The 13,365-nt window shown below is 66.2% G+C and carries 14 protein-coding genes; 5 read left to right on the top strand and 9 right to left on the bottom strand.

Translation table 11 applies throughout. From position 1 onward, the window contains the following. Position 1 precedes the first annotated feature (1 nt). Positions 2-511 (top strand): TRAP transporter small permease, encoded by a 510-nt coding sequence (locus AC1D0O_RS11045; protein WP_477653568.1) that lies wholly within the window; start codon positions 2-4, stop codon positions 509-511. Between the two features lie 23 nt (positions 512-534). Beyond that, the gene (locus AC1D0O_RS11040; protein WP_477653567.1) at positions 535-1,830 is read left to right on the top strand and encodes a TRAP transporter large permease; all 1,296 of its coding nucleotides are present in this window, start codon (positions 535-537) and stop codon (positions 1,828-1,830) included. A 25-nt stretch (positions 1,831-1,855) separates the two neighbouring features. Here the strand turns inward: AC1D0O_RS11040 and AC1D0O_RS11035 are convergent, their stop codons facing one another. Then, positions 1,856-2,569 carry an aspartate/glutamate racemase family protein gene (locus AC1D0O_RS11035; protein WP_477653566.1) on the bottom strand — a complete coding sequence of 238 codons (714 nt, stop codon included), beginning with the start codon at positions 2,567-2,569 and terminating at the stop codon, positions 1,856-1,858. A gap of 53 nt (positions 2,570-2,622) precedes the next feature. Between AC1D0O_RS11035 and crcB the strand changes: the two genes are divergently transcribed. Both crcB and AC1D0O_RS11025 read left to right on the top strand, forming a co-directional pair. After that, positions 2,623-3,009: a fluoride efflux transporter CrcB gene (gene crcB / locus AC1D0O_RS11030; protein ID WP_477653565.1), complete on the top strand. Its 387-nt coding sequence runs from the start codon at positions 2,623-2,625 to the stop codon at positions 3,007-3,009. A 91-nt stretch (positions 3,010-3,100) separates the two neighbouring features. Continuing rightward, positions 3,101-4,264 (top strand): helix-turn-helix domain-containing protein, encoded by a 1,164-nt coding sequence (locus AC1D0O_RS11025; protein WP_477653564.1) that lies wholly within the window; start codon positions 3,101-3,103, stop codon positions 4,262-4,264. A gap of 9 nt (positions 4,265-4,273) precedes the next feature. Here AC1D0O_RS11025 and AC1D0O_RS11020 read toward each other — a convergent pair whose 3' ends face one another. From AC1D0O_RS11020 to AC1D0O_RS10985, 8 genes are all read right to left on the bottom strand, one after another. After that, entirely contained in the window at positions 4,274-4,762 is a 489-nt protein-coding gene (locus AC1D0O_RS11020; RefSeq protein ID WP_477653563.1) for a copper chaperone PCu(A)C, read from the bottom strand. 60 nt (positions 4,763-4,822) lie between these two features. Further along, positions 4,823-5,398, bottom strand: a complete 576-nt coding sequence (locus AC1D0O_RS11015; RefSeq protein ID WP_477653562.1) for a YcnI family copper-binding membrane protein — start codon at positions 5,396-5,398, stop codon at positions 4,823-4,825. Positions 5,399-5,447: 49 nt separating this feature from the next. After that, on the bottom strand, positions 5,448-7,787 hold the full coding sequence (locus AC1D0O_RS11010) for a TonB-dependent receptor (protein WP_477653561.1): 2,340 nt from the start codon (positions 7,785-7,787) through the stop codon (positions 5,448-5,450). A gap of 78 nt (positions 7,788-7,865) precedes the next feature. Next, the gene (locus AC1D0O_RS11005) at positions 7,866-8,246 is read right to left on the bottom strand and encodes a DUF2946 family protein (RefSeq protein WP_477653560.1); all 381 of its coding nucleotides are present in this window, start codon (positions 8,244-8,246) and stop codon (positions 7,866-7,868) included. Between the two features lie 655 nt (positions 8,247-8,901). Further along, positions 8,902-9,681, bottom strand: coding sequence for a molybdate ABC transporter substrate-binding protein (locus AC1D0O_RS11000; RefSeq protein WP_477653559.1), 780 nt, complete (start codon positions 9,679-9,681; stop codon positions 8,902-8,904). Between the two features lie 137 nt (positions 9,682-9,818). Beyond that, positions 9,819-10,646, bottom strand: a complete 828-nt coding sequence (locus AC1D0O_RS10995) for an ABC transporter substrate-binding protein (protein ID WP_477653558.1) — start codon at positions 10,644-10,646, stop codon at positions 9,819-9,821. Beyond that, positions 10,643-11,332 carry an ABC transporter ATP-binding protein gene (locus AC1D0O_RS10990; RefSeq protein WP_477653557.1) on the bottom strand — a complete coding sequence of 230 codons (690 nt, stop codon included), beginning with the start codon at positions 11,330-11,332 and terminating at the stop codon, positions 10,643-10,645. Before AC1D0O_RS10990 ends, AC1D0O_RS10995 begins: the two co-directional genes overlap by 4 nt. Further along, the gene (locus AC1D0O_RS10985; protein ID WP_477653556.1) at positions 11,329-12,078 is read right to left on the bottom strand and encodes an ABC transporter permease; all 750 of its coding nucleotides are present in this window, start codon (positions 12,076-12,078) and stop codon (positions 11,329-11,331) included. Before AC1D0O_RS10985 ends, AC1D0O_RS10990 begins: the two co-directional genes overlap by 4 nt. 159 nt (positions 12,079-12,237) lie before the next feature. Between AC1D0O_RS10985 and AC1D0O_RS10980 the strand changes: the two genes are divergently transcribed. Continuing rightward, positions 12,238-13,350, top strand: coding sequence for a substrate-binding domain-containing protein (locus tag AC1D0O_RS10980; RefSeq protein ID WP_477653555.1), 1,113 nt, complete (start codon positions 12,238-12,240; stop codon positions 13,348-13,350). Positions 13,351-13,365 lie beyond the last annotated feature (15 nt).

Genomic DNA, 13,365 nt, shown 5'->3' with positions numbered 1-13,365 from the left:
CATGCGCCGCGTGCTCGATGCGCTGTACGACGGCGCGGCATGGCTTGGGGCGCTGTTCATGGTCGGCACGCTGCTGTCGGTGCTGGCCGGCGTGCTGGACCGCCAGTTCGCATGGTCCCTGCGCGGGACCGACATGTATGCGGGCTACTGCATGGCGGCCAGCGGCTTCCTGGCGCTGGCCCATACCCTCAAGAAGGGTGAGCATATCCGGGTCACGCTGATCCTTAACGGCCTCCGCGGAAGCGCCAGGCGCGCCCTGGAAATCTGGGCCCTGGCCGCGGCCACGGCGCTTTCCATGCTGTTCGCCTGGTACAGCGTCATGCTGTCGGTCAACTCCTATGCCTTCCACGACATCTCCACCGGAAACGACGCCACGCCGCTATGGATTCCGCAAATCACCATGGGCGTGGGCGCGGTCATCCTGATGATCGCCTTCATCGACGAGCTGGTGCTGGAGATCCGGGGCCGGCGTACCCAGGCAGGCAGCGATGAAGCGCTGCATCACGAATAAATATAGAAAAACAAAGAACCTTCATGTCCGATCTCGCCATCACCTCGCTGCTGATTCTTTCGCTTTTCCTGATCCTGGGCTCCGGCGTCTGGATTGGCCTCACGCTGTCGGGCGTTGCCTGGATAGGCATGCAGCTGTTCTCTTCACGCGCCGCCGGCGACGCCATGGCGGTCACCATCTGGGGATCCTCCTCCAGCTGGACGCTGACGGCCCTGCCCCTGTTTGTGTGGATGGGGGAAATCCTGTTCCGCACCAAGCTCAGCGAAAGCATGTTCAAGGGCCTCGCGCCCTGGGTCAGCCGCTTGCCGGGCGGCCTGCTGCATACCAACGTCATCGGCTGCACCATCTTTGCGGCGGTGTCGGGATCCTCGGCCGCGACCTGCGCCACCATCGGCAAGATGACGCTGCCGGAGCTGGCCAAACGCGGCTACCCGGAAGACATCACGATAGGCTCGCTCGCGGGCGCCGGCACGCTGGGCCTGCTGATCCCGCCGTCCATCATCATGATCGTCTATGGCGTCAGCGCGGACGTGTCCATCGCCCGGCTGTTCATCGCGGGCGTTTTCCCCGGCCTGCTGCTGGCCTCCCTTTTCTCCGGCTACCTGGTCGTCTGGGCCCTGCTGAACAAGGGCAAGATCCCGCCGCCCGATGCCGCGATGAGCTTCGGTGAAAAAATCTACGAATCACGCCACCTGATACCGGTCGTGCTGCTGATCGGCGCCGTGCTGGGCTCCATTTATACCGGCGTGGCCACCGCGACCGAAGCCGCGGCCATCGGCGTTGTCGGCTCGCTGGTGCTGGCCCTGGTGCAGCGCTCCATGAGCTGGAGCACCTTCAAGGAATCCCTGCTGGGCGCGACACGCCTGTATTGCATGATCGCGCTGATCCTGGCCGGCGCCGCCTTCCTGACGCTGAGCATGGGCTACATCGGCCTGCCACGCCACCTGGCCGAATTCGTCTCAAGCCTGGGGCTGAGCCCCTTCATGCTCATCATCGTGCTGAGCATCTTCTACGTCGTCCTGGGCTGCTTTCTCGACGGCATTTCGATGGTGGTGCTGACCATGGGCGTCATCCTTCCCACGGTGCAGGCGGCCGGGCTGGACCTGATCTGGTTCGGCATCTTCATCGTCATCGTGGTCGAGATGGCGCAGATCACGCCGCCCGTGGGTTTCAACCTGTTTGTGCTCCAGGGCATGACCAAAAAAGAAATCACCTACATCGCGCGGGTCACCTTGCCGTTTTTCTTCCTGATGTGCGGCATGGTGCTGCTGCTCTGGTTCTTCCCACAGATCGCGACATGGCTGCCGGGCAAGATGTAGCGGGCTTGCATGGGTCAGCGGCGGCTCATCGCCAAGGACACAGCAGCCGTTCGTCATCCGTCAACGCCCAGGTCTTAAGGCCTGTCGCCGCTTCAATCGCCTGCCGGTAAGGCGGCAGGTTGGTGCATTCCAGCACCACGACCTGCAGCGAAGGTTCGCGCTGTTTGAGCGCCATCGCCGCATCCACCACATCCCGGCGGGCTTTTTCCATATCCAGGCTGTCACGGTTGCCAAGGATGGCCGTCACAAACTCCCCGGTGGGCTCCACGCCCTGAACCACCACATCACCCAGGCGGTCTGACGGCACGCCGGCCGCAAGCAAATGGTCGGGACCCAATGCGGCCACGCTGATGGTCAGCACACCGACCCTGAGCTGGCGTGCCAACAATCCCGGCAGTTGGAGCAGGCTGGAGGTCACCACGGGCACCCGGGCGGCCGCCTGCAGTTCGGCCTGCAGCAGCACCAGGAAGCCGCAGCTCGTGGTGATGGCGCGCGCGCCCTCGGCCTCCAGTGCCTGCACCGCCTCGACAAAGGCCGGCGCCATGCCCGCGGCGCGCAAGCCCTCCGCCGTCTGCACAATCGTGCCGGGCCAGGCGCCCCGCACCACGCGCTGGCGCACCGGCACGCCAAAGGCGTCGGGATGGCCCACGTCGCCGGGCGGCCTGGGGAAACGGGTATCGAGCATGACCACGCCCAGGAAGCCGGTCTCGCCGGAGAGGGATGCAGCGGTTAAAGTCATGGCTGCATTGTCCCGCCAAAGCCAGCCCACCTCCTTCACCTCCCCCACACGCCATGCTGACTGTCCTTGCCATCTCGATAGGCGCCTCGCTGGGTGCGCTGGCCCGCTGGAGCCTCAGCCTCTGGCTCACGCCCGGCGGCATCATTCCCTGGGGCACGCTGGCCGCCAACCTGATAGGCGGCTACCTGATAGGTGTCTGCATCGCGGCTTTCCAGGCCATGCCGCACCTGGACCCGGTCTGGCGCCTGGCGCTGGTGACCGGATTCCTCGGCGGGCTGACCACCTTTTCCTCGTTTTCGGCCGAGGTGGTGGTCTTCCTGATGGACGCGCGTTACGGCCTGGCGGCCCTCACGGCCACGGCGCACGTGCTGGGTTCGCTGCTGATGACGGTGGCGGGCCTGAAGTCCGCGATGTTCCTGATCGCCGCCAACGCCCGCTGAATCTCTCCGTGAACCCCGGCCTTTGCCACAGCGGCGCACTCAAGCAATGCCCCTGGCTACCGCAGGCCGCCGGAATTGGCCACAATCGGCCATGGCTTCCATGACCTCCCTTCATCCCGCCCCCGCAATGGGCAGCCAGGACCGGCTGGCGCGCATAGGGCATGCCCGGCAGGCGGTGCTGTATGGCGAAGCCGGGGCCGCCGATGCCATGCCGGCCCTGGAAAGCTGGATAGAGCGCTCCTGGCTGCGTTGCCTCGCCAGCGGCCAGCGCCCCGAACAAGCCCCTTCCTTCGACATCCTTCCGGCCGCCGAAACGCGGCGCCACCAGGATGCCAACCACCAGCTGGTGCAGGCGGCCAAACCCGCGCTGGAGCGGCTGGGGCGCGCGATTGCCGACACCCGCTACTTCGCCATCCTGACCAACCAGGCCGGCGTGGTGGTCGACGTCAACGGCCCCATAGACCGCGGCGACAGCCGCGCCGACGTGATCACGCGCATAGGCACCGACCTGTCGGAAGCGCGCGTGGGCACCACCGCCATAGGCGCGGCGCTGACCGAGCTGCAGCCGGTCTGGCTGCATCGCGGCGAACACTTCTTCGACGCAACCTCGGTCTACAGCTGCGCCGGCGCGCCGCTGTTCGGCCCCGACGGGCACTGCGCCGGCATGCTGGACCTGACAGGCATCGAAGCGGCCGAGCGGCCCGAACTCAAGCACCTGGTCACCCAGTCCGCGCGCAGCATCGAGAACGCGCTCACGCTGGGCCGGCCCCATGCCTTGCTGATCCGGCTCAACTGGCCGGGCCGGGTGCTGGGCGACGACACCGACGGCCTGGTCTGCGTGGACGCCGACGGCTGTGTCACCGGCGCCAACCCGGCGGCGCGGCAAATGGTCTCGCGCCTGGGCGCCACGGCTGACGGCATGCCGCACTGCAGTGAGCTGTTTGCCATGCCCTTTGAAATGCTGTTTGACGCGGCGCAGCGCCGCAGCCCCGCGCAAGGCGGCGTGCTGGAGGCGCCGCTGTGGACCGGCCTGCGCCTGCATGCGCTGCCGGTGCTGGCGGGCCGGGAAGCCGCGCCAGCCTCGCTGCAATTGCCGCTTTCGGGCGACTCGGTCCGGCCGCTCAAGGAACTTGAAACCGCACTGATCCGCAAGGCCGTCAGCGACGCGCGCGGCAATGTGCTGCAGGCCGCCAAGGCGCTGGGCGTAAGCCGGGCCACGGTGTACCGTCGGCTGGGCCCGGGCAAGCGCGGCTAGGGCTAGGCCCTAGTGCTTGTGCTCTGCCGCGGCACCGGTTGCGCCCGGCGCCGCGGTGGCCACCGGCAACTTCAGCTCCAGCCGGCTTTCCACGCCCTTGGCGTCCTTGAACAGCAGGGTCACGGGAACCGTGCTGTCCTTGGCCAGCGGCGCTTTCAGGTCCATCAGCATGATGTGGTAGCCGCCGCCCTGCTTGAGCTCCACCTTTTTGCCGGCCGGCAAGTCCAGCGACGGCAGGCCGCGCATTTTCATGACGTCGCCTTCCATCTTCATTTCATGCACTTCGGCCACGCCCGCGACCGGGGACGCCACGCCGACCAGCCGGGTCGCGTCTTTGGCGGTGAGGCTCATGAAAGCACCCGTGCTCTTTTGCCCCTGCACGGTGGCGCGCGCCCAGGCGCCTTCGACCTGGACGGCGGCGGTCTGCGCCAGGGCGGCCATGCCGCCCAGCAGCAACGAAAACGCGAGTGCGGTTTTTGAAAATTTTGCGGATGTCATGTCAAAGTGTTCCTTCAAACGGTGAACTGGATTTAAAAGAAGAAGGCAGCCCTGGCGCGCTCAGTGATTGTGCTCACCGCCACCGCCCGCGGGCATCAATTCCAGCGCGGCGGCGGGGTTTTGCAGCTCCGACGGTTTCTGGCCCGGCTTGGGCACTTCCGCCCAGTCGACCTTGCCTTCTTCACAGACTTGCATGACCGGCCAGTACAGCATGCCGGCCTTGGCGGGCAGCTTGGCCTGCAGCACAAACTCGTCGTACCAGTCGTTCTGCAGGTAGTCGGCCGGCGTCTTGGCCGTCCAGCTGACGCGGGACACTTCCTCGGTGATGGCCTTTCCGTGGTCCTGCCGCGGCTGGGCCAGTTTTTCACGCGTGACTTCCAGCGTCCAGCCGGCTTTGGGCATGGGCTTGGCGCCCTGCACACCCTCGGGAATGGTGACCACGATCTGCTTGACGGGCGAGTTGCCGCAACCGTGCCCGACCTTGAAGCTCCCCTTGTAATAGCTGCCGGCATTGGCCACCTGGTATTCCAGCGTGACGTGGGCGGCGGCGGGCAGCGAGGCGGCGAGGAACAAGGCTCCCGCCAGGCAGGGACGCGCACAGGCGGCGAGGGTTTTAAGCGTGTTCAGGTGTTTCATGGTTCATCCTTGGTGAGGGTAAAAATTTAAAAGCAAAAAAAGCGGCGGGTCAAAGGCTGAAGTTGAGTTCGGCCATCAAGGTCCGTTGCGGGTAGGGGTGGAAATTCCAGTATTGGTAGTTGTTCAGGTTGTCGATGCCGACGGCCGCGCTCCACTGCTTGCCGGCCTGGTAGCGCACGCGCACGTCGGTCGTGAAGTACTTGCTGGTGCCCTGGTAGGCAAAACCATTGACGTCGCTGTTGTCCAGGCTGGAATATTGCCGGCCGCTGTAGCGCGCGCCCACCGTGGCCGTCCAGGCCGCGTCGAAGCGGTAGCTGGCCAATGCCGTCGCGCGCCACACCGGCACACGCGGCTGGTATTTGCCCAGCGTGTCGCCGGCCACCGCCACAAAGCCGCTGTTGTCCTTGATGCGTGAATCAGCGTAAGTCACGCTGCCGCTCAGGTCCAGCCCTTTTTTCAGCACGTCGTTGCCGCTGAACGCCAGTTCCACGCCCTGGGTCTTGATGCGCCCGACGTTCTGCACGCGGCTGATGTTGCTGTTGGCGACGGGGTCGAAGGTGGTCTGCGAATACAGCGCGTCGCGCGTGTTCTCGGTGAACAAGGTCAGGCGCAGCAAGGCGTTGCCCAGGTCTTTTTCTGCGGTCAGTTCGGTGGTCCAGGATTTCTCGGGCCGCAAATTCGGATCGTTGATGTACTGCGAATTGACGCTGGCCGTCGCGCCGTAAAGCTCACCCACCGTCGGGAAACGCACGGCGCGGCCGGCAGAGGCCTTGAGTGTGGTGTCGGCCGACCACTGGTAGGACAGCGCCGCCTTGGGCGACACCGCGCTCTCGCTGCGCGCCGCATAGCCGGTGTTGGCCGGGTTGCCCGCGCCGAAGCTGGTGAAGCCGCCGGAGGCCGTCCAGCTTTCGAGCCGCGCGCCCAGCACGGTTTTCCATTGGGGCGCGAAGGCCCAGGCATCCTGCGCATAGACGCTGCGCAAGCGGGTCTTGCCGCCCACGTCGCTGACCACCGCGCCCGGCCCGCTACTGAGCCAGTTCGCCGCATTGGATTTGAGGATGCGCAGCGTGTAGCTGTCCTGCTGGAAACCGAAGTCCACGATGTGCGCGCCCTTGACGCCCTCAGGCCGCCAGATGCCCTTGAAGGCCAGCGTGTTCCAGCCCGTGCCGCCCTGGTCCTGCAGGGTGCCGACGCCGCCGTTCAGCGCGCCCGGCTGAGCGGTGGTGGCGGCGCGAACCTGGTCCTTCTGGTAGTCGTACAGGCTGGCCGAAACCTCCCAGTCCCACACGCCCTGCGTGTTCGACTTGACCGACAGTCCGTGCATTACGTGGGTGAGTGCCTCGTTGCTCACGCCGAAGTCGCTGGCCGCCAGCGTGTAGCCCCGGCCGTTGATGCTGACGTTGCCGCTGTACACCGGTGCGCCCGCCGCATCACGCAGATAACTCTGCGAGCGGTTCTCGGCATCATTCTTCCAGTAGCCCAGCGTGTAGCTGGCACGCACCGTGGATGAAAAATCGTAGGCAACCTTGAGCTTGAGGTGCTCCTGCCGCGTCTCGTACTGCGTGGCGCCGCCCAGCAGCAGCCAGGGCACGTTGCGCGTGTTGAGCCCGGGCACCGCGCCGCTCACCACCGTAGCGCCGGCCGCGGGAGCCGCCGCGCTCAGCGTGCGCGTGGCGAAGGTCAGCGGCTGGCCCGCGCTTTCCGTGCGGTTGGCGTTGATGAACCAGGACCAGTCACCGCTGCGGTTGCCCAGCGAGGCGCTGGCCTGGCTGCCGCTAAAGCTGCTGTTGGTGCCATAAAGCTTGAAGTCCTGCGTGAAACCGCTGAGCTTGGCGTGCGCCTCGAACTTTGTGGGCATGCGCGTGACGTAGTCCACCACCGCACCCACCGAGTTGCCCGGGTAGGCCGCCGAGAACGGGCCGTAGAGCACGTCGACCCGCTCGATTTCCTCGGGCGTCACCAGGCCCCAGCGCGGCGCGTAATTGGTGCCATTGGCGATCCCGTTGCCCAGGTAGTTGGACAGCAGGATGCCGTCGGCGTAAACCGCTGAGCGGGCGCTGTTGCCCGTGCCCGAGGCACGGCTGGACAGGATGGCGTGGTTGTAGTCGCCGATATAGCGCTTGCGCACCAGCAGGCTGGGGAAGTATTTGAGCGCGTCCTCGCTGTCGGTGGCGTTGATGGTTTGCTCGATTTGTTCGCGCGTGATGCCTTCAATGGTGGTCGGGATCTGCGTGGGCAGGGAGGTCGGCTGGCCGCTGTTGACGGTGACCACGCCCAGGGATTTTGCCGGCGCGTCGGCCGATGGCGCCTGCGCGAAAGCCGCCAAGGGGAAGGCCAGCGCAGTAGCGCCGCGCCAGGCAAGCGCGCACGGTGTGCGGGAAAGGTTCATGAAAACTCACACTCTGAAATGAACGGACGCGCAGCAACAAGGCCGCGCGCGGGAATGCCTCAGGCGAGGCGGTTCAGATCAGATGAGTGGAGGCCCGCGGCTGAAGGGCAGCCCGGGGACGGCGGCACCGGCGCTTGCCGGAACATCCGCCACGGCAACAAAGTCGCCGGAAGAACAGGGAGCGGCGGCCACCGGCAAAGGCGGCAGCACCAGGCCAGGCGAAGCGCAGAGGTCACAGCGCAGGCCCGTGGAGCCCGCGTCGCCGCCGGCGGCATCACCGCTGGCGCTGGATGAAGCGGTGTTGATGCTGCAGATGCCGCCCAGCTTGCCGGTCTGCACATCCTGGGCCAGCATGGACACCGGTGCCCACAGCGCCGACAACACCGCCAGGAAGGCTAGCCAGGTGGCTAGGCGTTCCCATACGGGGAGGGGTTGGCGGGAGGCTGGGTGGTGGGGCACGGGGCAATTATAGGCAGGCCGGTTCTTGCTCCGGCCTTGCGCTCTTTGCTGAGGGTGGTTGGCCGGGGGTAGCCCGGCGGCTACTCACTTTTCTTTTGCTTCGCCAAAAGAAAAGTAAGCAAAGAAAAGGCGACCCTGGTTGCTGCGTCCCTCCGCTTCGCTACGGGCAACCTGCGGTGCTCGGTTCAGGCGGGGTCTCGCTAAACTCGCCTTCGGCTCAAACAACGCGATCCCTGATCCGCCTGAACCTGCGCTCCTCGGCGCATCCACAAGGGGTGGGGAAGGAATACCAATCCCGAATACCTGAAGAAACAAGGACTCGCCTAGGCGAGTCCTTGTTTGTCTTGGTTTGTTCTTTGGTATTTGCCTTCTGTCCCCGTTCCCGATTGCCCCGTCCTGGCTGGGCCGAGGAGCGCAGACGTAGGCGGATCAGGGATCGCGCTTGTTTGAGCCGAAGGCGAGTTTGCGCGAGACCCCGCCGTAGTCGAGCACCGCAGGTTGCCCGCAGCGAAGCGTAGGGACCCAGACTGCGGGTCGCCTTTTCTTTGGTGACTTTCTTTTGGCGAAGCAAAAGAAAGTTACTTGCTGCCGGGCAACCCCCGGCCAACAGCACTCAGCAAAGAGCACGCCGCCGGAGCAAGACCGGCCCGCCTCCTTAAGGCGCGCCGAAGCCAAATCGGCGAAACACCTCCTGCGCAGTCGCCGACAGCAAGAAGCCGGCAAACTCCCCAGCAGCAACATCCCCACCCCGCACAGTCAACCCATAAGCCGCACTCACCTGCAAGGCGACCGGAATTTGCACCACGCTCATGCGGGGCAGTTCCTTCTGCACCGCAACGGCATTGGTGCAATAAGTCAGGAAGAGGTCGGCGCGGCCTTCGCTGATCAGCCACTCATAGACGCTCCGGCCGGGCGGCGGCGGGGGCGCCTCGAGCGAACCGGTGAGCTTGAGGGCCTTGGCGTCCAGCGCCGCGTAAGCACCGGGCCTGAGGGTATCGGCCTTGCGGAACAGCGCCCAGGCATAGTCACCCGAGGGATCCGCCTTTGGCGTGGAAGTCCCGAGCTTGACGGCCGGGTCCAGCATCAGGTCCAGCAGCCTGCCCGGTTCGGCCTTGAGCGCCGGCACGGCCAGCGCGCACAGCTGGTTGCGCACAAAAAGCGTGGGCTGCAGCCAGCGACCGCCGCCGGCGGAAAGTTCATGCAGGCGCTGGGGATGCTGGGTGTCCGCCGATGCGAACACCTGTGCCGGCTCGCCTTTTTCAATGCGTTCGCGCAGCAGGCCGGACGCGCCAAAGGTCAGCTGGGTTTTGAGGCCCGTGCGTGATTCATAAACGCGCGCAATCTCCGTGAGCGCCTCGCGCAGGCTGCCCGCGGCGTAAACGCGCAGCGGCTCCGCGCTGCCGGGGTTCGCGGGGGACGGCTGGGCATGCGCCATGGGCAAGCTCTCTGAAAAAACAAGCACCGCAGCAATCCAGGCCAGCAGGCGCCGCGGGACTGGCTTTGCCAGACCGCAGGCGCCGCCCCCTTGAGGGGGGAACAAGCTACACGCAGTGAGCATGGACAGGGGGGAACTCATTTGTTCGCGTTGGGGAAGAACAGCTGTTCGCCGCCAATCTTGTAGCCCGCAATCACCCCCTGCCCCGCGGGTGAAATCACCCAATCCACAAATTTCTGCGCCTCGGCTGCCTTGGTCTGCGGGTGCTTCGCAGGGTTCACCACCATCACGCCGTACTGGTTGAACAGCCGCGTGTCGCCCTCGACCAGCACGGCCAGGTCGCCGCGATTCTTGAAGGACAGCCAGGTGCCGCGGTCGGCCAGCACATAGCCGCCGCTGCTGGCCGCAATGTTGAGCGCCGGGCCCATGCCACAGCCGCAGGCTTTGTAGTTGGCAAAGGCCGGCTTGTCGGCCGGTGTTTCGATGCCGGCACTTTTCCAGTAGCGCAGTTCGGCGGCATGCGTGCCGCTCTTGTCGCCGCGCGAGACAAAATTGGCATTCGCCGCGCTGAGTTTTTTCAGGGCCTCGACGATGTCCTTGCCTTTGGCTTTGGCCGGGTCGGCCGCTGGGCCTACCAGCACGAAGTCGTTGTACATGACCGGAAAGCGCTTGATCGCAAAACCTTCGGCCACGACCTTCTCTTCGGCGACCTGGTCGTGCACAAAGAGCACGTCGGCGTCGCCGCGCCGGCCCATGTCGATGGCCTGACCGGTGCCGACGGCGACCACCTTGACGTCTATGCCCGTGGCCTTCTTGAATTCGGGCAGCAGGTAGGGAAACAGGCCCGACTGCTCGGTCGAGGTGGTGGACGCCATCACGATGGTGCCGGTTTGCGCCGCGGCCAGCGTGGCCGCCATGGCCAGCGGGACCAGAACGAGTGTCCTGAGGGTCTTCAAGGTGATCATGCGAGTTCTCCTTTTAAAAATGCTTCCGCCGCGGCGGGAACGGGTCCGTTGAAAAATTCCGCCACCGGCAGGTCAGCCACCAGCCGGCCCTGCTCAAGGTAAATCACGCGCTGCGCCAGGCGCTTGACCTGGCCCAGGTTATGGCTGCTGAAGATCAGCGTCATGCCGGCTTCGGCGAACTCGGCCATGAGGCGTTCCACCTCGCGCTTGGCAGAGGGGTCAAGGCTGGCGGTGGGCTCGTCGAGCAGCAGCACCTGCGGCTTGAGCGCCCAGGCCCGCGCCAGCGCCACGCGCTGCTGCTGGCCCCCAGACAAGGCCTTGGCGTTGCGCGTGGCCAGGCCTTCGAGGCCCACGCGCTCCAGCGCGGCCCGCGCGTTCGCCTTGGCATCCGGCCAGCGCACACCGCCCAGCCACAGGCCCAGGGCCACGTTGTGCAGCACGCTGGCGCGCAGCATGTAGGGCCGCTGGAACAGCATGGCCTGGCGCGCCTGCGTGTCATGCTGCAGGCTGCCGGCCACGGGACGGACCAGGCCGTTAAGGGTCCGCAGCAAGGTGCTTTTGCCGCTGCCGTTGGAGCCCACCAGCGCCAGCCGTTCGCCGGCCTGGATGCGCAGTGTGCAATCGCTAAGCGCCTGCACACGGCCGAAGCGCACACCGACGCCGTGCAGGTTGAAGACCTGCGTCATACCGGCCCTCCCTGCGCGGCCAGGCTGGCCGGGTCGGGCAGGCGGTCGTCGAACTGTTCGCGCCAGCGCCGCACACAAGCAATCAGGATGTTGAGCAGCAGCACCACGCCCAGCAGCACGATGCCAAGCGCCAGTGCCAGCGGCAAGTCGCCCTTGCTGGTTTCCAGCGCGATCGCGGTGGTCATCACGCGCGTGAAGCCGTCGATGTTGCCGCCCACCACCATCACCGCGCCGACTTCCGACACGGCGCGGCCGAAGGCGGCGATCAGCACCGTCAGCAAGGCATAACGCTCGTCCCACAGCAGGATCAGGCCGCGCACGAAGCGGCCCGCGCCCAGTGACTGGAACTGCTCGCCATGGGAGCGGTCGGCATCCTCGATCGCCTGGCGCACCAGCGCGGTGACCACCGGCAGCACCAGCACGGCTTGCGCCAGCACCATGGCCTTGAAGGAAAACAGCCAGCCCAGAAAGCCCAGCGGCCCGGTGCGCGACAGCAGCAGATAGACCACCAGCCCGACCACCACCGAGGGCAGAGCCAGCGCGGTGTTGAGCAGCGCCAGCACCGCGCCGCGGCCGCGAAAGTGCGACACGCCCAGCCAGGCGCCCAGCAGCAGGCCGCCACCGCAGGCGATCACGCAGGCCGACGCGCTCACGGCCAGCGAACGGGCGACGATGCCGGCCAGCACAGGATCGAGCGAGGTGATGAGGGAGAAGGCCGTAGCGGCGCTGTCGGAGAAGGTGTTCATTGAGGAATTTGGAGAGCACTCTAGCCTAGGGCCTAAGTCCTTGATTTACATCAGGAATCATCGCTATGAACGGGTTTGCATAGGTTGCACGAGCATCGATCCTTCGCCTCCCTGCCCCGCCGGCCCCTGCACTCATAATCAGTGCACTTACCGTTTGCCATGCACAAAGTCGAACTCTCCTACCTGCTGACACCGCAGCGCGGCAAAAGCGCGCTGATACGCAACCCGCTGATGGACCTGCTCCACGCGGTGCGTGAGCAGGGCTCCATCTCCAAGGCTTCCAAGGCGCTGGACCTGTCTTACCGCCACGTGTGGGGCGCGCTCAAGGACTGGGAGCAGACGCTGGGGCGCGAGCTCATCGTCTGGGACAAGGGCCAGCGCGCGCGGCTCACCGAGTTCGGCGAAAAACTGCTGTGGGCCGAGCGCCAGGCGCAGGCCCGGCTGGCGCCGCAGATCGAAGCCCTGACCAGCGACATAGAACGCGCGTTTTCCACCGCCTTCGACGACGATGCCCATGTGCTCACGCTGTATGCCAGCCACGACGCGGCGCTGTCCGCCCTGCGCGAACAGGCTGCCCCGCGCGGGCTGCACCTGGACATCCGCTTCATGGGCAGCGTGGACGCGATCGCGGCGCTGAACGCCGGGCGCTGCATGATGGCCGGCTTCCACACGCTGGAGCAACCGGGCAGCCATTCCGTCACCGCGCGCAGCTACCGCAACCTGCTCAAGCCCGGCCTGCACAAGCTGATCGGCTTCGCCCACCGCACCCAGGGCCTGATCGTGGCCAAGGGCAACCCGCTGGGCATCACCGGCATCGCCGACCTGGCGCGGCCCGGCCTGCGTTACGTCAACCGCGCCGAAGGCACGGGCACGCGTGTGCTGCTCGACGAGCTGCTGGCCAAGGCCGGCATGGCCGCCTCATCGGTCGCGGGCTACCTGCGCCAGGAGCCTTCGCACACGGCCGTGGCCCAGGCCGTCGCCAGCGACGCGGCCGACGCGGGCCTGGGCATCGAGGCGGCGGCGCGTGAAAAAGGCCTGGGCTTTGTGGCGCTGGCGCAGGAGCGCTACCACCTGGTCTGCCTGAAGTCCGAGCTGCCCACACCACAGGTGCAGGCGCTGCTCAAGGAACTGCAAAGCCGCGACTGGCAGGCCACGCTGGAGGAACTGCCCGGCTACAGCGGCAAGCAAGCCCAGAGCGGCAAGGTACTGTCCCTGCGCGCCACCCTGCCCTGGTGGACCTTCCGCAAGGAAAAGCCCGGCAAGGCCGCCTGAACCGCCCGAACCACG

Source organism: Polaromonas sp. P1_F2 (assembly GCF_056405735.1).
Note: the sequence above shows the minus strand (reverse complement) of the source record. Positions and strands in the feature narration are given on the sequence as shown.